This is a genomic window from Rathayibacter sp. AY1H3 (assembly GCF_002932015.1).
In genome coordinates, this window is the sequence record NZ_PSUU01000004.1 from 1 (window position 1) to 23287 (window position 23287).

The window sequence follows — 23287 nt, forward strand, 5'->3', positions numbered from 1 at the left end:
GCCGCGGTCGGCCTCAGAACGCGGGAACGATGGGAAGAGCGGGTCGCGTACCGCGCACGACGATCCGCTCCCACGCGGATCGCCGGTTGCGCGGTGCTCAAGAGCCTCTCTCCTCCTGCGTCGTCGATCGGCCGCGGTCGGCCTCAGAACGCGGGAACGATGGGAAGAGCGGGTCGCGTACCGCGCACGACGATCCGCTCCCACGCGGATCGCCGGTTGCGCTCGGCGGTGCTCAGGAGCCTCTCCGGTCGACCGAGCACTTCCCGCCGGCGCGGAGCGCAACCGGTGATCCGCGTCCCAGCGGATCGACGTGCGCGGAACGCACGACGCCCTCCAGAACGGAACCACCCTCCCCAGCCGACCGCAGGCGATCGACGACGAAGGAGGAGAGAGGCTCACCAGCGCCGCGGCTGCGGGCGATCGACGACGCCAGGAGGAGAGAGCCTCACAAGCGCCGCGGAGCGCAACCGGTGATCCGCGTCTCAGCGGATCGACGTGCGCGGAACGCAGGACGCTCTGCGAGACGCGACCACCCTCCCAGGCCGACTGCGGGCGATCGACGACGAAGGAGGAGAGAGCCTAGGAATGCTGCGGGAACCCGAGGTTGATGCCGCCGTGGGAGGGGTCGAGCCAGCGGCTGGTGATGGCCTTCTGCTGGGTGAAGAAGCGGACGCCTTCGGCTCCGTGAGCCTTGGTGTCGCCGAAGAGGGACGCCTTCCAGCCGCCGAAGGAGAACGTGGCGACGGGGACGGGGATGGGGACGTTGATGCCGATCATGCCGACCTCGACCTCGTTCTGGAAGCGGCGGGCCGCTCCTCCGTCGTTGGTGAAGATCGCGGTGCCGTTGCCGAACGCGCCGTTGTTGATGAGTGCGACGCCCTCCTCGTAGGAGGCGACGCGGACGATGGAGAGCACCGGTCCGAAGATCTCCTCCGTGTAGGCGCGGGAGGTGGTGGGGACCTTGTCGAGCAGGGTCGGGCCGAGCCAGAACCCGTTCGCGTCCCCGTCCACCTCGATCCCGCGGCCGTCGATGACGACCTCCGCGCCGTCCTCCTCCGCGATCGCGATGTAGGAGGCGACCTTGTCGCGGTGCGCCTCGGTGACGAGCGGGCCCATGTCGCAGCCGCGGCGGCCGTCGCCGATGCGCAGCTTCGACGCCCTGTCCTGGATCTTGGTGATGAGCTCGTCGGCGACGGGCTCGACCGCGACGACGACCGAGATCGCCATGCACCGCTCGCCCGCCGAGCCGAAGCCGGCGTTGATGGCGGAATCGGCGACGAGGTCCAGGTCCGCGTCGGGGAGCACCAGCATGTGGTTCTTCGCCCCGCCCAGCGCCTGGACGCGCTTGCCGTGGCGGGTGCCCGTCTCGTAGACGTACTGCGCGATCGGGGTGGAGCCGACGAACGAGATCGAGCGCACGTCGGGGTGCTCGAGCAGCCCGTCGACGGCCTGCTTGTCGCCGTTGAGCACCGTGTAGACGCCGTCGGGGAGGCCGGCCTCCTTCCAGAGGGCGCCGAGCCAGATCGCCGGGGACGGGTCCTTCTCGGAGGGCTTCACCACGACGGTGTTGCCGGCGGCGATGGCGATGGGGAAGAACCACATCGGCACCATCGCAGGGAAGTTGAAGGGGGAGATGATGCCGACCACGCCGAGCGGCTGCTTGGTCGAGTAGACGTCGACGCCGGTGGAGACCTGCTCCGAGTACTCGCCCTTGAGGTGGTGCGCGAGCCCCGTCGCGAACTCCACGACCTCCTGCCCTCGGGTGATCTCGCCCAGCGCGTCCGAGACGACCTTGCCGTGCTCCGACGTGATCAGCTCGGCGAGCTCCTGCTTCTTCGCCTCGAGGAGCTCGCGGAAGCGGAAGACGATCTGCTGCCGCTTCGCGAGCGACGTGTCGCGCCAGGCGGGGAACGCGGCCTTCGCGGAGGCGACGGCGGCGTCCACCTCGGCGGAGTCGGCGAGCGCGACCTCCTTGGTCGCGACTCCCAGCGCCGGGTCGTAGACGGGAGCGGTGCGGCCGGACGAGGAGGCCGAGGGAGCCCCGTCGATCCAGTGGCCGACGACGGACAGGGCGGTGGCGGGCTCGGCGATGCTCATGGCGACGACTGTAGGGGCGTGACCACGGCCGCGGGGGTGCCGATCCGTCCAGCGGTGGAGGGGTGGTCTGGACGGATCGGCGCGCTCAGTCGGTGGGACGGGAGGCGTCGGCGTCGGCGTCGGGCGAGGGGGTGGCCGCGTCGGGGCTCGAGGCGGCGGGGTCGGCCGCGCTCGGGTCCGCAGCGCCGGGATCCGCAGCGCCGGGATCCGCAGCGCCGAGGTCGGCGGCGCCGGCGTCGGCGGTATCCTGCTCGGCTGTACCGGTCTCCTCACCGTTCACCTCGGCAGCGGACGCTTCAGCCGCAGTCTCCGCCGCACCCGCCGGGTCGAACCGCGCCAGCGCGGCCGTGATGTTGTCGTGCCCGCCGCGCTCGTTCGCCCAGGCGACCAGCGCCTCCGCGAGCGTGACCGGATCCGCGCCCACCCTCTCCTGCGCCTCGCGCAGCACGCGCGCGAGGTCCTCGGCGGCGGACGCGTAGTTCCACAGCCCGTCGGAGCAGACCAGAACCCAGCCCGGCTCGGTCAGCTCCTCGGAGGCGACCCGCGGCTCCTCGTCGTGCGCGTCGGCGCCGAGCCAGCGGGTGATGGCGTGAGCGTCGGGCGCCGTCTCGGCCTGCTCCCGCGGCACTCCCGAGGCGATCTGCTCCTGCGCCCACGAATCGTCGACCGTGAGCTGCCGCGGCTCGCCCGCGTCCGGCATCCAGTAGCTGCGGCTGTCGCCCACGTTGCCCGTGACGAGCAGCGCGCCGTCCAGCACCGCCGCGGTGAAGGTGCACGAGGGCGGATTCGACCGCTTCTCGGGCACGGCCGCGTCGATCGCTCCGGAGGCGCGCGCGGTGGCCATCTGCAGCAGCGCGCGCCAGCGGTCTGCTCCCGCGCTCTCCCCGCCGACCTCGGCCTGCAGCGCGCTGAGTGCCGCACGGGCCGCGGCGAGCGACGCCTTGTCGGAGTCGGGGGTCGAGGAGACCCCGTCGCAGACCACCAGCAGCGCCGTCCTCAGAGAGCCGTCGGCGCCGGTGGTCGCCCCGAGCGCCATCGCGTCCTCGTTGGCCGGGTGCCGGAGCCCGCGGTCGCAGACGCCGCCGACCAGCGGGTGCGGCGCTTCGGCCCAGTGCTCGCGCTCGGTCGGAGCGGGGCGTCCGCACTGCTCGCAGTAGCCGTCCTCGGCGACCGCTCCCCCGCAGTAGACGCAGGCGGCGGATCCTCCGACGGCGACGGGCGGAGCGGAGGGGGTGGCCGCGACGATCAGCGGCGTCCCGCAGGCCTCGCAGAACGCGTCGCCCGTCGTGACCGGCTCGCCGCAGTTCGGGCAGGGAGTCGACAGCGCGCCGCTCATGTCAGCGTCCAGCGTCGGACCTCGTTGGCCCGGTCGACGAGGCGCAGGCGCTCGTCGCGCTCGCGAGTGGAGGCGGCGAGCGCGCGGTAGGAGGCCTCGAGGCCGTCGCGGATGGCAGCCTCGTTCGCCTCGACCCCGCCGAGGGTCGCTCCCTCGGCCGGGCCGTCGCGCCGCACCAGCTCGAGGGCGGAGGCGAGGACCTGGGTCGTGAGCTCGAGGCGGGTCCGCTGGTCGATCGACACGGAGTCGACGCTCGCGAGGGCGGCCGAGAGCGCGGGCAGCCCGCGGCCCGACTCCGCCAGCAGCTCCGCCCGGCGGCGGCGCGCGTCGGAGTAGGAGGAGCGCGTGGGCGCGACGATGTCGAGCGCGTCGAGCGCCCCGTCGAGGTCGGAGCGCAGCTGCCGCACCCGCGCGAGACCGAAGGCGGCGGGTGCCGTGTAGTTCGCGTCGGCGCGGGCGCAGATCACGTAGAGGGACTCGGCGACCTCGGGCTCACCGCTCGCCTCGCACGCCGCGGCGAGCGCGAGCTTCGGGGCGAGCTCGCCGGGGACCTGGCCGTAGACGGTGTTGAAGGAGGCGCGGGCCCCGATGTCGTCGCCGCGCGCGAGCTGCGCGAGGCCGCTCATCCAGACCGCCCGCCACTCCCACGGGTCCTCCGTGAGGATCTCGCCCGTCGCGCGGGCCGCCTCCTCCCAGCGCTGCGCCTCGATCGCCGCCCGGGCGCGGGCGAGCCGCACCTCGACCGTCACGGTGGGCGCGAGCGCGAGAGCGCGCAGGCGCACGATCGGGTCGGCGACGTTCACGCCCGCGAGCCACGACCGGGCGGAATCGGACTCGTCGCGGCGGAGCGCCGGCAGCGCGTCCCACGGCGGGACGCGGTCGACCACGTCGGCCACGGGCGCCTCGAACAGGGCCGACTCCGTCGAGTGCAGCGCGGGGTGTCCGGGACCGCGGTCGGTCGCGACGACCTCGCGCAGCACTCCGAGCAGCTGGCCGCGCATCTCGTCCACCGTGGCGAAGCGGTCCTGCGGGTCGGGAGCGCACGCCTTCGCGATCAGGCGGTAGAAGGAGTCGTAGCGCTGGAACAGCGGCGTCTCCGACACGGGCGGCAGCGAGGCGACGAAGGTCGTCTGGTTGCCGCGGAAGTCGAGCACCAGCGAGGCCAGCGTGCGGCCGATCGTGTAGACGTCGGAGGCGACCGAGGGACCGAGGTCGGCGACCTCCGGAGCCTGGTAGCCGACGGTGCCGTAGATGGCGGAGTCCTCGTCGTCGATCCGGCGCACTCCGCCGAGGTCGATCAGCTTGACCTGGTCGCCCACCTGGATCATGTTGTCCGGCTTGAAGTCGCAGTAGAGCAGGCCGTGGTCGTGCAGGTAGGCGAAGGCGGGCATGACCTCGAGCACGAAGGCGAGCGCCTGGTCCACCGGCAGCGGATCCGCGGCGCCGCCGTTGGCGTCCAGCCGCTCCTTCAGGATCTGCTTGAGGCTCGGCCCGCCGACGTACTCCATCACGATGTAGCCGGCGCCGTCGTGCAGGACGAAGTTGTAGATCTCGACGATCAGCGGGTGCTCGACCTCGGCCAGGAACCGGCGCTCGGTGACGGCCGCCGCGTACGCATCGGGGTCGCCGGAGTTGAGCAGGCCCTTGAGCACCACCCAGCGCCCCGAGACGTTCCGGTCGCGCGCGAGGTAGATCCAGCCGAGGCCGCCGTAGGCCAGGCAGCCGACGACCTCGTACTGGCCGCCGACGACGTCGCCCTTCACCAGCTGCGGAGTGAACGAGAACGGCGTGCGGCAGTTGGGGCAGAACCCCTCGGTGCGGCCGGGCCGACCGTCGCGCCCGCGGCCGACGGCCGTGCCGCAGTGCGAGCAGAAGCGCTTGCGCTCGGGGAGGACCGCCTCGGTCATCAGAGCGGCCATCGGGTCGGCGGCCGGGCGGGACGGGACGGTGGTGAGCCCGGCGCCGAGCCTCGGGCCGCGCAGTCGGGTCGAGGTGGTGCCGACGCGGCGGGTGACCTTCGAGCCGGTCTGCGCCGTGCGGGCGGAGCCGAGGGCGGCGGTGGCGAGGCGGGCGGAGGAGGTGCGCGTGCTGCGCGCGGTGGCCGACTCCTCCGCGGGCCCGGGTGCCGTGGCGCCGGGGGTGCCCTCGACGAAGCCGGTGCCGAAGGCGGCGGAGGCGGTGGCCGGCGGGGAGGCCGGAGCGGCGCGGCGCGCGGTCGGCGTGGAGGCGGCGGCGCCCTCCTCGGGCGGGAGGCCGCAGACGTTGCAGTAGCCGTCCTCGATCGTCCCGGTGCAGCCGGGAGTCGCGGTGCAGGGGGCGCCGTTCATAAAGTGGCCTTCCGGTGGTGCGCGGGGTCGGGGTGCGGGAGGTCGCGGGTGACGACGTCGTACTGCTCGACCAGGTGGCGGGCGAGCGGGACGGAGCAGGGCACCGCGTCGAGAGCGGCGCGCACCTCCTCCTCGGCCGCGACGCCGACGGCGGTGGCAGCGCGGCCGTTGCCCTCGGCCCGCTCCCGCAGCGCCCGGAGGCGGAAGCCCAGGGCGGCCCGTTCGCGCAGCGGCGAGGTGTAGGCGGCCTCGACCGCGTCGAACGCGCGGCCGACGGCGGTGAGCCGGGCGAGGTGCGCGTCGAGCGCCTCGCGGTCGGACGGAGGATCGCCCAGCCGGGAGACGTCGGGCACGGCCAGCCGCGGCGGGTCGGCGATCTCGCGGCGGCAGCGGGCCACGAGCTCGCGCAGCGGCGCCTCGCGTCGCTCGGCCGCCTCCGCCAGCTCGCGCGCCCGACGGCGGTCGCGCTCGAGTCCGCGCCGCTCGGACGCGGCGATGATCAGGTCGCGCTCGAGCCGGGCGGAGTCGCTCTCGAGCTGGCCGAGCGGCCCCGACACGTCGGCTCCCCGGCCCGCCCGCTCGGCGAGCGCGTCGAGGCGGGAGCGCAGCACGGCGACCCGCTCCGCCCGCTCGCGGTCGACCGTGCCGCCGCCGTCACGGGTGAGGTCGCGGCAGCGCTCGATCTCGGCGCGCACCCCCACGATCCGCCCGGCGACGTCGGTGCCGCTGGGGTCGAGCTGGAGCCGGGAGCGCAGCTGGCCGACGACCGCGTCGCAGAGGCGCACCGCCTCCACCAGCGAGACCGCGCCGCTCCCGGAGGCGTCGAGACGGCCCCAGATCAGCTGCGACATCCGCTCGCGCGCCACGACGTCGACGCGGCCGGAGTCCCAGACCGCCTCGAGCTCGGCGAGGCGCCTGGTGACCGACTCGCGGAGCGACTGGGCGAGCACCACGTCGGCTGTGTAGTTCTCGGCCTGCGGCGACGCCAGCGCGGCGGCGTCCAGCCGCGAGAGCTCGCGCGTGGTCCGCTGGAGCCAGCGGGTGAGAGCGGCGAGGTACTCGAAGAGCTCGCGCTGCGGCGCGGCCTCCCCCAGCCGGCCCGGAGCGACGGGGGTCCCCTCCGCGAGACCGGTGCTCATCGGCCGTACACCGGGGCCGGCGGCGAGGCCTCGCCGAGGACCCCGAGCCAGCGCTCGTAGATGCTCTGCCAGCGGCCGTCGCTGCGGATGCTCTCGAGCGAGGCGTTGACGAAGCGCACGAAGTCGGGGTCGTCGGCGGGCAGGCCGAGGCCGTAGGGCTCCGAGCTCAGGGCGTCGCCGACGACCTTCGCGTAAGGGTCCTGCGCCACGAAGCCCGCGAGGATCGTGTCGTCGCCCGCGATGGCGTCGACCTCTCCTGCCTGGAAGAGGGCGAGGCACTGCGAGTGCGTGGCGGCCTCGACGGCCTCGACCTCCGGGTAGTCGTTCTGCAGGCGGCTGAGCGTCGTGGTGCCGCTGGGCGCGCAGACCCTCTCGCCGTCGAGGTCGCCGATGCCCGTGATCGGGACGCCGTCGGGGTCGTCGGAGACGAGCACCTTGAGGCCGGCGTCGTAGTACTCGGACGAGAAGGCGATCGAGCTCCAGCGATCGCAGGTCATCGTGAGGGTGCGAGCCACCATGTCGACCTGCGGGGCGCCGTCGCCGCCGGTGAGCGCGGGGAGGCGCTGAGCGGAGGTGATCACGACGTAGTCGATGGAGTCGCTGCCGAGGATCGCCCGGGCGACCTCGCGGGCGATGTCGACGTCGAAGCCCTCGATCGCCCCCGTGATCGGGTTGCGGGCGCTCATCAGGAGGGTGTCGGCCGAGACGCCGACGCGCAGGGTCCCGCGCCCGCGGATCTCCGCGAGCCTGGTGCTGTCGGTCACGCCGGTCGGCGCGTAGGAGGTGACCGCCGAGGGCGAGCAGTCCGCCGCGGCAGGAGCGGCGGGAGCGGACGCGCTCGCCGTCGGAGTCGGGGTCGCCGCGGCGAGGGGCGTGCCGAGGTCGTCCGCCCCCGTCGTGCAGCCGGTGAGGGCGAGAGCCGCGGCGGTGGCCAGGGCGAGGGCGGCGGCGCGCAGGCGGTTCATCGGTACTCCTCCAGTCGCTGGGCGATGCCGCGCCAGGCGAACACGGCTCCGGCGAGACCGGCCGCCAGCAGGATCCACGAGACGAGGGTCGCGAACTCCGCGCCTCGATCGAGCGTGGTGGCGGCGGCCAGTGCCTTCTCCTGCACCACGTCGCGGGCGTCGTCGGAGAAGGTGGTGAAGAGCTCGTTCGGCGTGCCGTTCCCGGTGATCGTGGCGACGCGGACGGCCTGGTCCCAGTTCCCGGCGTCGTCCGCCTGCCGGATCTCCTCGTGGAACGACTGCCACTGCCCGAACTCGTCGACGAGCCGTGTCCTCGCCAGCTCGTCCTGCAGGTCGCCCGACAGCTTCTCCCGGGCGGAGTCGACTGCCTGGGTGTAGCGCTCCTCGAGGGCGGCGCCGGAGCCGCGCTTGATCAGCGTGAAGCTCTCGAGCGACTTGGCGTCGCTCGCGGCGATGAGCGCGTTCGACAAGGTGAGCGCCTCGCGGTAGGACTCGACCCGCGCCGTCCCCGCGTCCGCCGCGACCGATCCGTAGGCGAGCGCCCCGCCGACGCCGACGACAAGCAGGAGGGCGGTCCCCGTGGCGAGCGGGCGGTTGAGGTAGCGGTGCGTGCGGCGGGCGAGCCAGAGCTGCGCCGCCAGGAGGAGGACCAGCATCACGAGCGAGCCGATCATGAGCAGGACGCTCCAGCGGACGGCGTCGTAGGCGGCCGCGACCCGGTCGGCACCGGAGTCGACGAGCCCGTCGAGGTCCTCGAGGATGCCGCCGTCTCCCGAGAGGGCCGTCGACGCCTGGTCGAGATACGCCGAGGCGACGGGGAAGCCCTGCCGGTTGTTGGCCCGCGCCTGCTCGATCAGCCCGCTGTAGGTCGTGATGCTGCTGGCGACCCGGGCGAGGGCCCGGGTGTCCGCCGAGTCGGCGGCCGAGAGTCCGGCGATCGCGGAGGCGGCGCCGGTGAGGCTCGAGACGTACGATGCCCGCAGCTCGGTCGGCTCCAGTCCGCCGACGAGGAAGGTGTTGGCCGCGATCGCGTTGGCGTCCACCAGCAGCGTGCGGACGTTCTGCACGCCGAGCAGCTGCGCCGACTGCTCCCGGGCCGTGGTCGCGGCGCGCGCCTGCATCGCTCCTGCCTGCTGCGCGAACACGCCGAACAGCACGGCCGCCAGCGCCGTCAGGGCGAGCAGGAGGCGCAGGGTGGCCGGAGTGGTCGCGGTCGCGCGGGCCAGCAGCGACGGCTTCCGCTGCGCCGGCCGGTTGGCGACCTGGACGAGGGGCGGCTCGGGGATCCTCTGCGCGGGCGGCGCGGCGGGTGCGGTGCTCAACGGCTCTCCTCCTCGGGGTCGTCGGTGACGGGGACGGCCGTGCCGCTCGGGGCGGCGTCCGCCTGCCCGAAGGCCTCCTCAGAGCCGTCGACCGCGCCCTCGTCGTCGTCGCCGGCTCCGTCCGGGCTGCTCGAAGCTTCGGGGCTCTCCACCACGTCCTCGGGGAGCAGAATGCGCAGCTCGTCGAGCGTCGGCTCCTCCACGTCGCGGAGGCGCCAGGCGTGCCGGGCGATCGCCGCGTCGAGGACGTTGCGGACCCAGCGCCCGTTGCCGAACGCCTCCGTGCGCTGCTGCGCCGAGGCGAGGCCCGCGAACGCGGCGAGCGCCTCCTCCGTCGGCTCGAAGTCCGCGGAGGCGGCGAGGCGGCCGAAGATCGCCGAGAGCTCGTCGTCGGAGTAGTCGGCGAAGTCGATCGTGGTCGAGAAGCGGCTGGCGAGTCCCGGGTTCGTGTCGAGGAAGCCCTGCATCGGCCCGGAGTAGCCGGCGACGATCACGACGAGGTCGCCGCGGTGGTCCTCCATGTCCTTCACGAGGGTGGTGACCGCCTCCGCGCCGTACTGGTCGAGCGCGAGCGCGTAGGCCTCGTCGATGAAGAGGACGCCGCCGCGCGCGGAGGCGATCACCTCCGCGGTCTTCGTCGCGGTCTGCCCGAGGTAGCCGGCCACCAGCTCCGATCGGTCGACCTCGACGAGCACGCCCTTCGAGAGGATGCCGAGCGAGCGGTAGATCCGCGAGACCAGCCGCGCCACCGTCGTCTTGCCCGTGCCGGGGTTCCCCGTGAAGACGAGGTGGCGGGTGAGCGTGGGCGTGCTGAGTCCGGCGGCCTGGCGCAGGGTGTCGATCCGGAGCAGCTGCGTCTGCCGCTTGATCTCGCTCTTCACCCGGTCGAGGCCGATCAGCGCGTCGAGCTCGGCGAGCAGGTCGTCGATGGACTCCGGCGGGTCGAGCGGCTCCGGCTCGGAGGCGGGCTCCGCGGCGGGAGCGGCGGCGGGCGCCGGCTCGTCCTGCGGACCGTCGTGCTCGGTCCGGCGGAGGCGCTCGAGGATCTCGTCGACCCCGGGCACGCCGGCGGGCAGACCGGTCGGCAGGTCGGCGCTCGCGGCACCGTCCGGCGTCCGGCCGGTCGTGTGCGGTACTCCTCCGCTCGTCGTCGGAGCGGCGCCCCGGGCGCCCGGGACGGCGGAGAGCTGGGCCGCGGCGGTCGCGGAGGCGGAGGCGATGCCGCCGATGCCCGGGTCGCCGAGAGCGCTGGCCGCCGAGACGACCTCGGTCAGGGCGCGGGCGTAGGCGGAGGAGTGGTGCGAGCCCGCGCCGACCAGGGCGGCCAGCTGATCGGTCGGCCCCGACCGCCAGCGCCGGCCGCTCGAGGCGGCGGTGAAGAACGCCTCCAGACCGCCCGTCGCGCCGGTCGCGGCGAGCCAGTCCTGTCCGGCGCCGCGGATCGACTCGGCGACGGCGGCGGCCAGCCGCGCACCCTCGTCGCGGACGGCCGCGGCGTCGAGGCCGGCGGCCGTCCCCGCGAGCACGAGGGCGTCCAGCGCTGGGGCGAGCGCGGTCACGAGGCGCTCGGCGGGGTCAGCGAGCCGGATCCGGACGGCGCTCCCGGCTGCGGAGGCGCGTCGAGACCGCTCGGGGAGAGCGAGGACTCCGTGAACTTCTCGGCCAGGAACTGCCCGTGCGCGATCAGCGCCGAGGCGTCCTGCCGCGAGACGGCGTCCGAGATGCGGTCGAGCGTGCCTCCGAGGAGGTCGAGCTGGTCGCAGAGGATCATCAGCGAGGTCTTCCCCCTGTGCACGGCGCGGCGGTCGGCGAAGTCCCTCGGCAGGCGGAGGTAGCCCTCCACCGCCTCGGGGAGGTAGCTGGTCGCGGTCGCGACGACGGTGTGGCCCTGACGGCTCATCCCGCCGAGGCGGTCGAGACGGGGCACCATCTCGCGGACCGTCTCGTCGATCCGCTGGATGCGCGCCGCGACGATGCCGGGCACCCGGCCCTCCGTCCGCGTGCCGACCCTGTCGAGCGCCGCGAGGATGTCCTTGCTCGTCGGGACGCTCGGCAGAGCGGGCGCGGTCTCCTCCGGCGCCGCGGGGGCACCCGTGAACAGGCGGGAGAACCAGCCCATCGGCTAGCGGCCGAGATCGAGCGAGGACGTCGCGTCGATGTCCGAGTTGCTGCGGCGGGCCCGCTCGACGTACTCGCCGGCCTTCGCCGTCTCGGTCTGCAGGACTCCGACGGTCTGGGCCATGCTGTCGAGCGCCTTGATCTTGAAGTCCGAGATCGAGTCCATCGTCTGGTAGATGTTCGCGAACGCGGCCTGCAGCTGCGGCAGCCCGACCGTGGCCGAGGCGGCCTGCGACTGGATCGAGGCCGACTGGTCGGCGAGCATGCGCGAGGTGGCCTCGATCATGTTGGACGTCGTGGTGTTCAGCGCCGTGATCTGATCGAGCACGAGGCGCTGGTTGGCGAGCGCCTGCGCCACGATGACCGCCGTGCGCAGCGCCGAGACGGTCGTGGTCGTCGCGCGGTCGACGCCCTTGATCAGCTCGACGTTGTTCTTGATGACGACGTCGATCGCGAGGTAGCCCTGGATCGACACGGCCAGCTGGGTCAGCAGGTCCTGGTGCTTCTGGCGCGCGTAGAAGAGGACGTCCTCGCGCAGCGCCTTCGCCCGCTCCGGATCGGTCGCGTCGAGCTCGGCGATCTTCGCCGAGAGCTTCACGTCGAGCCGCTCGGCGACGTAGATGTACTCGTTGAGACGGGTCATCGTCTCCCAGAGGTTCTGCTTCTCGAGATTCAGGGCCGCGTTGTCCTTCCGCAGCTCGTCCTGCCCGTCGTACAGGGCCTGGATGATCGCGTTCAGGTGCGACTGGGCGCTCTCGTAGCGGCGGAAGTAGTCGGTGATCTTGTTGCCGAACGGGATGAAGCCCAGGATCTTCTTCTGCAGGTTGTCCTCGGACGGGTCCAGATCCTCCACCGTGCGGCGCAGCTCGAGCAGCGTCTTGCCGATGGTCGACCCCTCGGAGAGCCCGCCCTCCTGGAGGGCGCGCACCGGCGTGCTCAGCAGCCGGTTCGACGAGTCGGCGGCCGAGCGGATGTCGGCGTCGCCCATCGTGCGGATGTCGTTGGCCCGCGTCGCGAACTCGGGGCTGCGGGACTCCGTCGCCAGGAGCGTGTCGAGGTAGCCGTCGACCTTCGCCTCGAGGCCGGGCAGGGCGGCTTCCGGCACCTTCGGCGCGATCGACGGCGCCGAGGTGGTCGGCACCGCTGCCACCGGCTCCGGAGGCGTGAGCGAGAGGGCGTTCTGGACGGGCGGCTGCAGGGCCTCGGTCATCGGGATCCTCACCGTTCCTGGCGCTCGGCGCCGACTGGGATGAACGTCCGCCCAGCATATCCCGGGCCCTCCCGCGGGATCCCCGCGAGCCGCCTCGTCCGAGGACTCGACGCGATCGGGCGGCTGTGGAGGAGCATCCGCCGCCGGTCAGACCGCCTTCGGGCGCCTCCGCAGCGTCGCCACCGCGACTCCGGCCAGGGCGAGCGCGCCTCCGAGCAGCGCGGCGAGCGGCGGGGTCTCGCCCAGGACGAGCCAGGACAGCAGCACCACCACCGCGGGCACCGCGTAGGTGGACGCCGCGGTGCGACCCGCGCTGGAGCGCGCGAGGACGTACCCCCACGTCGTGAAGGCGACGGCCGTTGGGAAGATCCCGAGGTAGACCACGGCCAGGATCGAGGAGAGCGGAGCGGCGGCGAGCGCCTCGACGAGCTCCGGGGCGAAGGGCAGGCACGCGACCGTGCCGGCGAGGCAGCCGAGCCAGGTCATCGTCGGTGCGTCGATCCGGCCCAGCAGGCGCTTCTGAAGGGTCGCCGCGCTGCCGTAGACGACGGCGGCGACCAGGCCGAGGGCGACGCCGATCACGTCGAACTGCCCGGTGGAGGTGGAGAACGCGATCACCGCGACGCCGGTCAGCGCCACGAGCATCCCGGCGAGGAGACGGCGGGGGAACCCCTCCCCCAGCAGCAGCCCGGCGAGCACGGCGGTGATCATCGGCGCGATGTTCACCAGCAGCGCCGCCGTCCCCGCGTCGACGTGCCGCTCCGCAGCGTTCAACGCCAGGTTGTAGACCCCGAACCAGGCGACCCCCCAGCCCAGCACGAGCAGGAGGAGGCGCCCGCGCGGGACCGCCGTGCGCGGATCCGGAGCCGCCTCCGAGCGGCGCCTCCGGGCGGTGAGGACGACGCGCACCACCGTGAGCGCGAGCGACCCCACCACGATGCGGCCGAGGGTCAGCGCGCCCGGGCCGAAGTCCTCCGTCGTGGCGCGGATGCCGACGAAAGCCGACGCCCAGAGCAGGACGGTGACCGCGATCGCGCCCCACAGCAGGAGGGCGTCCCTCATGGAGGGCGGGGCGGAGGAGGAGACGTCGGTCATGAGGCCATCGTGGCGCCGCCGGGGATTCAGCACCAGTTCCGTTCACTGTCGGATCGTTCAGCCGGACTGTACGGTCGTCCCATGCTCGACGTGCACCGGCTCCGCATCCTCCGCTCCGTCGTCGCCTCCGGCTCGATCGCGGGAGCCGCCTCCGGCCTCGGCTACACGCCGTCCGCCGTCAGCCAGCACCTCTCCGCTCTGCAGCGCGAGACCGGACTGACCCTGCTGAAGCGGGTGGGCCGCGGCGTCCGCCCGACCCCCGCCGGACGCGCCCTCGCCGCCCAGGCGGACCGCGTCCTCGAGCGCCTCGCCGAAGCGGAGGCCGTGGTGGAGGAGCTGCGCGAGGGCCGCTCCGGCCGCCTCTCCGTGACGTACTTCGCCTCCGTCGGCAGCGCCTGGATGCCGGAGGTCGCCCGCCGGCTGACCGCCGCGTTCCCCGGCCTCGCCCTCGATCTGCGCCTGGGAGAGGAGCTCGACGACGACCTCGGAGCGCGCCCCGACGTGCAGCTCCTCGTCGCCTCCTCCGAGCCGACCGCCCCCGGATTCACGGCGCACCACCTCCTCGACGACCCCTACCTCGTCGTCCTGCCCGACGGTCATCCGCTCGCCTCACGGAGCGAGATCGACCTCGCCGAGCTCGCGAACGAGCGCTGGGTCGACAACGACCTGCCCACCGGCTGGTGCCGCCGGAACGTCGTGGAGGCCTGCGCCGCCGCCGGGTTCGCGCCGCCCTTCCACGTCCAGGCCAACGACCACATCACCGCCGCCGCGTTCGTCGCCGCGGGCATGGGGGTGACGGTCCTGCCGGAGCTCGCGGCCCACCGCCTGCCGGACGGCGTCCGCGCCGTGCCCGTCGTCCGTCCCCGGCCCGTCCGCTCCCTCGAGGCCGTCGTGCGGAACTCCGCCGCCTCCTCCGCACCGGTGGCCCTGGTGCTGGAGACACTGAAGGCCCTCGCCGCGCGCCGCTGAGCGCGCCTGCATGGGCGAGCTCGCAGCACACCGGAGCACGATGGGCGCGTGAGCTCCGTCGAACCCGTCACCCGTTCCGCGCCCGCGCTCGGCGGACCGCGCATCCTGAAGCAGCGCTGGACCGAGGCGACGTTCCTGCACTGGCGGGTCGACCCCGCCCTGGTGGCGCCCCACCTCCCGGCCGGGACGAGGCCCGACGAGCACGACGGCTCCTCCTGGGTGGGCCTGATCCCGTTCCGGCTCTCGCGGACGGCCTTCCTCGGCGGCCCGCGGGTGCCCTGGCTCGGCACCTTCCCCGAGGTGAACGTCCGGCTCTACTCCGTCGACGAGCAGGGACGACGCGGAGTCGTGTTCGTCTCGCTCGACGCCTCCCACCTCCTTCCCGTGCTCACCGCGCAGGCGGTGTTCGGGCTCCCCTACCGCTGGGCCCGGATGAGCATCGAGCACCGCCACGGCGCGGTGATCTACGACACGATCCGGCACTCGGACTCGGCCGCCCGCTCCCGGATCGTCGTCCGCCCGGGCGAGCCGGTCGACGAGGACCCGCTCGCCTCGTTCCTCACCGCACGCTGGGCCTACCACGAGCGGCACCTGGGCTCCACCTGGTACGGCCGCAACCTGCACCGGCCGTGGCCGCTGCGCCGCGCGGAGCTGCTCGCGCTCGACGACGGGCTGCTCGACGCCGCGGGCTTCCCCGGGCTGGCGGCGCGCGCGCCGGACTCGGTGCTGTACTCGGCCGGAGTGGAGACGGTGTTCACGGTGCCGCGGAAGGTGTGAGGGGGGCGACGCTCCTCCACAGACGGTTCTTCGCGATGCTGTCCGATGAAACGGCGCTCCCGAGGCCCACGGCGAGACTTCGTCCGGTGAGATCAGGGCATGAAGGAATCGGCGACAGTAGACGACGCGCTCACGGAGGCGCTCGCGCTCGCCGGCTCACGGCACGCTGAGCGGTCCGCCGTCGAGGCATCCCGGTACCGGGCAGTCGAGGAGGCACGCCGCCTCGCGATGGCGGCACCCGCGGCGCTCGTCGGCGAGCACGTCCAGGTGCAGGTGGATCGGGCGGAGGCGGCGCACCGGGCGCTGATCGCGGAGCTCGCGACGAGACTCCGGGTCTCGGAGGCGCACGCCTCTGCACTGGTCGACGAGGCACGCCTGCTGGTGAACGACCTCCCGGCGACGTTGCGCGCACTCGCGGACGGAGCGCTCTCCCCCGAGCACGCGCGACTCGTGGTGCGAGGAGCGCTCGACGTCCCGGCCGAGGTCCGTGGGCGCTTCGACGAGGAGGCCGCCACGATCGCGGTCGCCTGCACGCCGCCCCAGCTGCGACGCGCCCTCCGGTCGCTCCGGGAACGGCTGCACCCGCAGACGCTCAGCGAACGTCATCGGGACTGCGCCCGTCGTCGCGCGCTCTGGGTGGAGGGCCTCGACGACGGGATGGCGATCCTGCACCTCTACACCGCAGCTCCCGATGTGCTCGGCGCGATGGACAGGATCGACCGGGCCGCCCGCTCCCTCGCGGATCTGCCGGACGAGGAGCGGACGCTGGGCCAGCTCCGCGCAGACATCGCCGCTGCGCTGCTGGTCGACGGGGAGACATCGGCCGAGGGAGACGGCACGTCGATGCCGGCGGGAGTGCGCGCCGAAGTCGCGGTGACCGTGCCGGCGCTGACCCTCCTCGGGCGGTCCGACCAGCCCGCCGTCCTCGACGGATACGGACCCGTCGATCCGGAGACCGCGCGGCGTCTCACAGCAGGTGCTCCCTCGTTCACGCGGCTGCTCACCCATCCGGAGAGCGGAGCGGTCCTCTCCGTCGGACGCGACTCCTACCGAGTGCCGGCGGACCTGCGTCGCCACCTCCAGCACCGCGACGGGACCTGCCGGTTCCCGGGATGCACCCGCAGCACCCGCCACGCGGACGTCGACCACACGAACGACTGGCAGCACGGAGGCACCACGTCGGTCGACAACCTCGCACACCTCTGCCGACACCACCACCGGCTCCGCCACACCACGGGGTGGACCCACCGGCAGGAGCCGGACGGCACGCTGCACTGGACGAGCCCGACGGGACGGCAGCATGTCACCCGGCCCGGGGAGCCGGGGAACGGGACGGAGGGCGGACACGATCCGACCGGGACCGGCGGGCCGTGACAAGGGGCAGGTCGGGTGGCGTGGACGGGCAGGTCAAGGGGCGGGCCCGCTTCGGCGCGCCCGCGTAGCGTGGACGGCACGGGCCGATAGGCGCGGAAGCGACAAGAGGGGCAGCGATATGGCAGGAACGAAGGACAGGAAAGACGCGACGACGGGGACCTCGGCGGTGCTCTTCGATATCGACGGGACCCTCGCCGACACGAACTTCCTCCACGTCGAGGCGTGGTCGCGCGCCTTCTGGCAGGCCGACCTCGTCGTCCCCGCCTGGCGCATCCAACGAGCGATCGGCGCAGACTCGTCGGAGCTGCTCGACATGCTCCTCGAGGACGAAGTGAAGGAGGAGCAGCGCGCACTGGTGAAGTCGCTGCACACCAAGAACTACACCGAGACGACAGCACGCATCGTTCCACTTCCGGGAGCTCGCGAGCTCGTCGCGACGCTCGTCGGTCGAGGCGTCCACGTCGTCCTCGCCACCTCGGCACCGCAGAACGAGCTGGACGTGCTTCTCGACGTCCTCGACTTCGGCGGGTCCGTCCACGCTGTCACCAGCGGCGCCGACGTCTCCACCGCCAAGCCAGCACCCGACCTGATCTCTATCGCGCTCGACCGCGCGGGTGTCTCCGTCGACCGCGCCGTCATGGTCGGCGACGCGACCTGGGACGTCCTGGCCGCCGAGCGCGCGGGCCTGGCAACGGTCGGAGTCCTCTCCGGCGGAACCTCGGAGCACGAACTCCGCGAGGCCGGAGCCGTCGCCGTCTACGAGGACGCGGCGGCCGTCCTGACCGGTCTCGGCGAAGGGCCCCTCGCGAGCCTCCTGAACTGACCGACCGCCACCCCAGGAGGCTCACGAGCCTCAGTCGCGGGGTCGCCGTCGCAGCACGAGGAGCGTCACTCCGATGGCGGCGGCGACCGCGGCGAGAGCGCCGCCGATCCACAGGACGTCCCCGAGGAGTGCGGGGTCCGATCCGGACGTCGCCTGCGCTTCGTCGGCTGACTCGGCCTGTCCTCCTGAGACCGCGACGGTGCCGTTGCAGTCCGGGACCGAGTCCGACCCCTCGGCGAGCGCGGTCCCGTCGGCCGGCGCCCAGTCGAACGCGTACTGGCCCGACACGGGGTGCCCGTCGGTGGACACGACCTGCCAGGTCACCTCGTACTCCCCCGCCGCGCCGAGCTCGAGCGGCATCGATGCTTCCGGCCCGACGACTCTGACGCAGCCGTCGCCGTAGTAGAGCCCGTCCGGCCCGACGACGCGGAGAGCCGCCGCCGTTCCGTCCGTCCCGAGGACGAGCAGGTCGTCGTTCGTCGTCAGCACCAGCGTTCCCGGCTGCTCCGTCACGGTCGAGTCCGCAGCGGGAGTCGTCGAGACGAGGTAGTTGTGCGCGCTGGCGGGCGCCGCCACCGCGATCGAGCCGAGCAGCCCGATCGCGGTAACGGCGACGAGGGCCTTCCGACGGGTCACGCCGACGCCCGGGGTCCGCGGCGGCGGGAGGCGAGCCCGACGGCCACGCCGACCGCGCCGACGACGAGCCCACCGACTCCGAGGATGCGGGCGAGCACGTCGTCGCCGCTCGTGGCCGTCGTCGCCGAGGCGGTGGTCGCGACCGCGTCGTCACCGTCGCCGTCGTCGTCGTGTCCGCCCCCGTGGCCGGACCCCGCTTCCGCCGCGGTCACCGCGACGGTGGGAGCGGGCAGCTCGGGCTCGTCCTGGCCGTCGACGGTCGGCTGGTCCCAGGCGGTGCTGCCGGTCTCGCACGTCTGCAGCACGGGGAACTCCAGCGTGGAGCCCGCCGCGTCCTCGGGGAGCTGCAGCTGGAGGGCGACGGTGTCGCGGTAGCCGTCGGCGAGGGGCGTCTTCGCCGTGTAGACCACGTCCGAGACCCGCTTGGTCGCGGTGCTCCCGTGGGAGTCGGTGACCGGGTCGGCGATCGCGACCTCGTTCTTCACGACGTCCCAGTTCGGGTTGATCGTCGGGCTGACCGAGTTGATGCCGTCGGGCATCGTGATCGTGAGTCCCGTCGTCGGCGAGCCCTCGCAGCCGTGGGCCAGCGAGAACGTCACCACCGTGTACGAGCCGGCGGCGGTGCTGCTCGCCGCCGCGGTCACGTGTGCGCTGGCCGCAGTGGGCGCGGCGACAGCGAGCGCGATCGATCCGGCGGCGACGAGTGCGCCGCTGCCGACGAGGCGGAGCCGCGAGAAGGAAGAAGAAGAAGAAGAAGAAGAAGAACGGGTCATGACGGTCGTGTCCTCGGGGGAGATCCGGCGCGGGGCCGGGAGTTCTGGACGCAGCGCGGGTTCGCGGTGCATGCGGAGGCGCCGACCGGAGCCGCTCCCGCACGGGAGGGGCGTCAGGCGGCGCGGAGGACCCGCAGCGGCGGCCCGCGGTGCCGGAGGATCGAGAGGACCGCGTCGAGGGAACGGGGCGCCCGCGGCTCGGGGGTGCCCGTCATCGAGACGCCGGGTGCCGACGGGAGCGCGACCGCGGACGCGCGGGCGACGATCCGTACGACGACGCGCTGGAGGCCTGCTCCCAGCGTCCAGAAGAGGCGCTCGCCGTACCGGAACGCCGCGATCGTGAAGGCAGCCGCAGCGAGGTGGGCGACGAGCATCAGCGGAGCGTGGGCCGCGTGTCCGCCTCCGCCGGCGATCAGCTCGATGGTCGACCCGTCGTGGAAGTGCGCGCCGGTGCCCGTCGTCCCGACCACGCTCACCTCCCCACCGCTGCCCGTGATGAGGAAGAGGCCGTGGTACGCGATCTGGCTGAGGAGCACGGAGAGCGTCAGCCGGGGAAGGGACGGACGGCGCCCCGAGAGGAGGACGCAGACGACGACGGCGAACGCCGCGGCGAGGGCGAGCACGGCAGGAGCGGGGGTCTCGGCGCCCGCGAGCGTGTGGGAGGCGGCGGCCGTGGCGGTCGCTGCGAGAGCGGCGGCGACGCCGCGAGCCACTCGTGCACCTCGGGTCTGCACTCGCCCGTCCTCTCGTCGTCGCGTCGACGCGTGCGCGCGACGTCTCCAGGGTAATCGACGCGGCGGAGCAGCTCCCCGCCGTCCCGGTTCCCTGCCGTTACGAAGCCGTTACCTAGATCACCGAAAGAAATCCAAACCCCCGCAGGGAGGGCTCCGAACACATGTCAACGGCCGCGACACGGTCCACACAGAACAGGTCCTCCGCATCACGTGGGGGCCGTCTCACGAAGGAGTAATCCCATGCGATCCACCAAGCGTTCCGCCCTCGCCGCATTCGCCCTGCTGGGCACCGCCGCCCTCGGCCTCACCGCCTGCTCGAGCGGAAGCGGCTCGACCACCGCCGCCAGCGACGCGGCGACCGAGATGTCGACCCCGATGGCCACCTCGTCGGCCTCCGCCTCCTCGACCCCCATGGCGACCATGGACCCGGCCGCGAACCTCGTCGGCCCCGGCTGTGCCGCCTACGCCGAGCAGGTCCCGGACGGCGCCGGCTCGGTCGAGGGCATGTCGCTCGACCCCGTTGCGACCGCCGCGTCGAACAACCCGCTGCTCACCACCCTGACCGCTGCGATCTCCGGTGGCCTCAACCCCGACGTCAACCTCGTCGACACGCTGAACAGCGGCGAGTTCACCGTCTTCGCCCCGGTCGACGACGCGTTCGCCAAGCTCGACGCCGCGACCGTCGACTCCCTCAAGACCCCCGAGGGCGCCGCCACGCTGTCCTCGATCCTGACCTACCACGTCGTCCCCGGCCAGATCGCCCCTGACGCGATCGCCGGCGACCACGCCACTGTCCAGGGTGGCAACCTCACCGTCACCGGTTCCGGCGACGACCTGAAGGTCAACGACGCGTCCGTCATCTGCGGTGGCGTCCAGACCGCCAACGCGACCGTCTACCTCATCGACACCGTGCTGACCCCCCCGGCCAGCTAATTCCCCTCACCGGCTCCGGCCGGTGAACACGCCGAAGGGCGGGCACCTCGCGGTGTCCACCCTTCGGCGTTCGTGCGTGCAGAAGCCCTCCGCGAAGCCGGGCACTGCAGAGTCGTCCAGCACAGAGTCGTCCAGCACAGAGTCGCGCAACGCAGCGCCGCCCCACGGGAAGCCGCACAGCGCAAAGCCCTGCGCAGTGCGGAGTCGGAGGGTCACCACGACCCGGCACTCGCCGTCACTCCGCACCACAGCACTCACCACGAACGACACGAGGCGCGGACCCCGATGCAGGGGGTCCGCGCCTCGTCGTCGTGCGGTCGGCGGCTACTCGGCCGGGGCGCTGATCTCGCGCAGGACGCGGTCGCCGGGGCGGGCCTCGATCATCTCGGCCTCGATCTCGGCCCGGTCGAGCAGCTCCTCCATGCGGCGGCGACGGTTGCGCGTGATGAGCGTCACGACCGTGCCCGTCTTGCCCGCGCGACCGGTGCGGCCGGAGCGGTGGAGGTAGGTCTTGTACTCGTCGGGAGCGTCGGCCTGGATCACCAGGTCGATGTCGTCGACGTGGATGCCGCGCGCGGCCACGTCCGTCGCGACCAGCACGTCCACGCGTCCGCTGGTGAGCAGTGCGAGGTTGCGGGTGCGGCGCGACTGGTTGAGGTCGCCGTGGAGGCTCGTCGCGGGGATGTCCGCGTGGTCGAGCTGCTCCGCGAGCTGCTCCGCGAACGCGCGGGTCCGGGCGAAGATCAGCGTCTTGCCCTGGCGGGCGGCGAGCTGCTCGATGATCTCGGCCTTGTCGCGGTGCTCGATCAGGAGCACGCGGTGGTCGATGGTCGAGGACGCCTGGTCCTCGCCGGCGACCTCATGGACGCTCGGCTCGACCAGGAACTCGTCCACGAGCGTCGCGACGCCCTTGTCGAGCGTGGCCGAGAACAGCAGCCGCTGGCCGCCGTCGGCGGTCTGGCGGAGGATGCGCTGCACGGGCTCGAGGAAGCCGAGGTCGCACATGTGGTCGGCCTCGTCGAGCACCGTGATGGTGATGTTCGAGAGGTCGAGGCGGCCCTGCTCGACGAGGTCCTCGAGGCGGCCCGGCGTCGCGATGACGATGTCGACTCCGCGCTGGAGGGCTCCGACCTGCTTGTACTGGGGGACGCCGCCGTAGATGGTCGTCGTGAACAGGCCGACGGAGCGGGCGATCGGCTGGATGGTCCGGTCGATCTGCATGGCGAGCTCGCGGGTCGGCGCGAGGATGAGCGCCCGCGGAGCGCGGCCCGGCTTGCGGCCCTTCGCTCCGTTGTTCTCCATCAGCCGCTCGACGACGGGGGCGCCGAAGGCGATGGTCTTGCCGGAGCCGGTCTTGCCGCGTCCGAGGACGTCCTTGCCGGCGAGCACCTCGGGGATGGTCGCGGCCTGGATCGGGAACGGCGCGGCCGCTCCGAGCTCGGTCAGCATCCGGACGATGTTCCCGCCCAGGCCGAGGTCGCCGAAGGTGACGCCCTCGACGTCGACGGCGAGCGTGGCGGTCGCCTCGAGGCGCTCGAGCACGACGTCGTCGGCCTGGTGCGGCGCACGGGCGTCGCGGCTGGGGTAGAAGTCCGAGCCGGAGTCGCGGCGCGAGGGCCGGGAGTCGCGGTCGAACGAGCGGGTCGGGCGGTCGCCGCGGTCGTGGCCGCGCGAGGGACGCGCGTCCCGGTCGAAGGAGCGGGCCGGGCGGTCGCTGCGGTCGAACGAGCGGGCGGGACGCTCGGTGCGGTCGTAGCCGCGCGAGGGGCGCTCGTCGCGGTCGCCGGTGCGGGCCGGACGGTCGTCGCGTCCGTAGGAGCGGGCCGGACGATCGTCGCGGTCGTTCGAGCGGGCCGGACGCGCATCGCGGTCGAAGGAACGGGCCGGGCGGTCGCTCCGGTCGAAGGAACGCGCCGGACGCTCGTCGCGATCGTTCGAGCGCGCCGGACGCGCATCGCGGTCGAAGGAACGGGCCGGACGGTCACTGCGATCGAAGGAACGCGCCGGACGCTCATCGCGCCCGTAGGAGCGCGCCGGACGCTCGTCGCGATCGTTCGAGCGCGCCGGACGCGCATTGCGGTCGAAGGAACGGGCCGGACGGTCACTGCGATCGAAGGATCGCGCCGGACGGTCACTGCGATCGAAGGATCGCGCCGGACGCTCGTCGCGGTCGTTCGAGCGCGCCGGGCGTGCGTCGCGGTCGTACCCGCGGACCGGACGCTCGTCACGGTCGTTCGAGCGGGCCGGACGCGCGTCGCGGTCGTAGCCGCGAGAGGGCCGCTCGTCGCGGTCGTACCCGCGGGCGGGCCGATCGGCGCGCTCGGTGGCCCGCTCGGCGCGCTCGTCGGCGTTCCAGCGCGCCTTCTTGGGGGCGTTCTCGTCGACGGCGCGGAATCCGCGGTGGCCCTCGCTGCGCGAGCCCGGCTTGGCGCCGGGGAAGCGCGAGCGGCCGCCGAGCTGGGACTTGCCGCTCGAGGCGCCGAAGCGGTTGGGCTCGAAGTTCTTGGCCGGACGTCCGCCGGCGGGCTTCTTGTTCTTGGGCATGGCAGTTCTTCCTGGGTTCAGGTCGTGCGCGAGGAGGCGACGCCGGAGGAGCCCCGTCGTGAGGGGCGTCCGTGCGCTGGACTGCTGCGGGGCAGCAGGGGGAGAACCCGGGCGA

General features: G+C 73.4%; 19 protein-coding genes. 5 read left to right on the forward strand and 14 right to left on the reverse strand.

Annotated elements, in window-relative coordinates:
- Positions 1-579: 579 nt before the first annotated feature.
- From C5C33_RS02920 to C5C33_RS02965, 10 genes are all read right to left on the reverse strand, one after another.
- Positions 580-2097: a CoA-acylating methylmalonate-semialdehyde dehydrogenase gene (locus C5C33_RS02920; protein ID WP_104260375.1), complete on the reverse strand. Its 1518-nt coding sequence runs from the start codon at positions 2095-2097 to the stop codon at positions 580-582.
- Between the two features lie 85 nt (positions 2098-2182).
- On the reverse strand, positions 2183-3433 hold the full coding sequence (locus C5C33_RS02925) for a PP2C family serine/threonine-protein phosphatase (protein WP_219814934.1): 1251 nt from the start codon (positions 3431-3433) through the stop codon (positions 2183-2185).
- Complete coding sequence (locus tag C5C33_RS02930) at positions 3430-5760, reverse strand: serine/threonine-protein kinase (protein ID WP_104260376.1); 2331 nt, start codon at positions 5758-5760, stop codon at positions 3430-3432. The genes C5C33_RS02925 and C5C33_RS02930 overlap by 4 nt, the downstream gene beginning before the upstream one ends.
- The gene (locus C5C33_RS02935; RefSeq protein WP_104260377.1) at positions 5757-6899 is read right to left on the reverse strand and encodes a hypothetical protein; all 1143 of its coding nucleotides are present in this window, start codon (positions 6897-6899) and stop codon (positions 5757-5759) included. Before C5C33_RS02935 ends, C5C33_RS02930 begins: the two co-directional genes overlap by 4 nt.
- Complete coding sequence (locus C5C33_RS02940) at positions 6896-7864, reverse strand: glutamate ABC transporter substrate-binding protein (protein ID WP_104233136.1); 969 nt, start codon at positions 7862-7864, stop codon at positions 6896-6898. The genes C5C33_RS02935 and C5C33_RS02940 overlap by 4 nt, the downstream gene beginning before the upstream one ends.
- Positions 7861-9186 (reverse strand): hypothetical protein, encoded by a 1326-nt coding sequence (locus C5C33_RS02945; RefSeq protein ID WP_104260378.1) that lies wholly within the window; start codon positions 9184-9186, stop codon positions 7861-7863. The genes C5C33_RS02940 and C5C33_RS02945 overlap by 4 nt, the downstream gene beginning before the upstream one ends.
- Positions 9183-10745: an AAA family ATPase gene (locus tag C5C33_RS02950; protein WP_258066325.1), complete on the reverse strand. Its 1563-nt coding sequence runs from the start codon at positions 10743-10745 to the stop codon at positions 9183-9185. Before C5C33_RS02950 ends, C5C33_RS02945 begins: the two co-directional genes overlap by 4 nt.
- A complete protein-coding gene (locus tag C5C33_RS02955) occupies positions 10742-11305 on the reverse strand; it encodes a hypothetical protein (RefSeq protein ID WP_104260379.1) in 564 nt (187 codons plus the stop codon). The genes C5C33_RS02950 and C5C33_RS02955 overlap by 4 nt, the downstream gene beginning before the upstream one ends.
- A 3-nt stretch (positions 11306-11308) precedes the next feature.
- Positions 11309-12514, reverse strand: coding sequence for a toxic anion resistance protein (locus C5C33_RS02960; RefSeq protein WP_104223833.1), 1206 nt, complete (start codon positions 12512-12514; stop codon positions 11309-11311).
- Positions 12515-12661: 147 nt separating this feature from the next.
- Positions 12662-13609: a DMT family transporter gene (locus tag C5C33_RS02965; RefSeq protein WP_104260380.1), complete on the reverse strand. Its 948-nt coding sequence runs from the start codon at positions 13607-13609 to the stop codon at positions 12662-12664.
- Positions 13610-13690: 81 nt separating this feature from the next.
- On the opposite strand from C5C33_RS02965, the gene C5C33_RS02970 reads away from it, so the two are divergent.
- The 4 genes from C5C33_RS02970 (at position 13691) to C5C33_RS02985 (ending at position 17552) form a co-directional block, all read left to right on the forward strand.
- On the forward strand, positions 13691-14578 hold the full coding sequence (locus C5C33_RS02970; protein WP_104260381.1) for a LysR family transcriptional regulator: 888 nt from the start codon (positions 13691-13693) through the stop codon (positions 14576-14578).
- Between the two features lie 48 nt (positions 14579-14626).
- Complete coding sequence (locus C5C33_RS02975; RefSeq protein WP_104260382.1) at positions 14627-15355, forward strand: YqjF family protein; 729 nt, start codon at positions 14627-14629, stop codon at positions 15353-15355.
- 99 nt (positions 15356-15454) lie between these two features.
- A complete protein-coding gene (locus C5C33_RS02980) occupies positions 15455-16729 on the forward strand; it encodes an HNH endonuclease signature motif containing protein (protein WP_104260383.1) in 1275 nt (424 codons plus the stop codon).
- A 118-nt stretch (positions 16730-16847) separates the two neighbouring features.
- Positions 16848-17552, forward strand: coding sequence for an HAD family hydrolase (locus C5C33_RS02985; RefSeq protein WP_104246886.1), 705 nt, complete (start codon positions 16848-16850; stop codon positions 17550-17552).
- 30 nt (positions 17553-17582) lie between these two features.
- Here the strand turns inward: C5C33_RS02985 and C5C33_RS02990 are convergent, their stop codons facing one another.
- The 3 genes from C5C33_RS02990 to C5C33_RS03000 are packed head-to-tail and all read right to left on the reverse strand — an operon-like array spanning position 17583 to position 19674.
- Positions 17583-18188: a copper resistance CopC family protein gene (locus C5C33_RS02990; RefSeq protein WP_104260384.1), complete on the reverse strand. Its 606-nt coding sequence runs from the start codon at positions 18186-18188 to the stop codon at positions 17583-17585.
- Entirely contained in the window at positions 18185-19033 is an 849-nt protein-coding gene (locus C5C33_RS02995; RefSeq protein ID WP_104260385.1) for a YcnI family protein, read from the reverse strand. The genes C5C33_RS02990 and C5C33_RS02995 overlap by 4 nt, the downstream gene beginning before the upstream one ends.
- Before the next feature lie 41 nt (positions 19034-19074).
- The gene (locus tag C5C33_RS03000) at positions 19075-19674 is read right to left on the reverse strand and encodes a hypothetical protein (RefSeq protein ID WP_104260386.1); all 600 of its coding nucleotides are present in this window, start codon (positions 19672-19674) and stop codon (positions 19075-19077) included.
- Between the two features lie 261 nt (positions 19675-19935).
- Between C5C33_RS03000 and C5C33_RS03005 the strand changes: the two genes are divergently transcribed.
- Complete coding sequence (locus tag C5C33_RS03005) at positions 19936-20628, forward strand: fasciclin domain-containing protein (RefSeq protein ID WP_104246890.1); 693 nt, start codon at positions 19936-19938, stop codon at positions 20626-20628.
- 324 nt (positions 20629-20952) lie between these two features.
- Here C5C33_RS03005 and C5C33_RS03015 read toward each other — a convergent pair whose 3' ends face one another.
- On the reverse strand, positions 20953-23172 hold the full coding sequence (locus C5C33_RS03015) for a DEAD/DEAH box helicase (protein ID WP_104260388.1): 2220 nt from the start codon (positions 23170-23172) through the stop codon (positions 20953-20955).
- Positions 23173-23287: the final 115 nt, after the last annotated feature.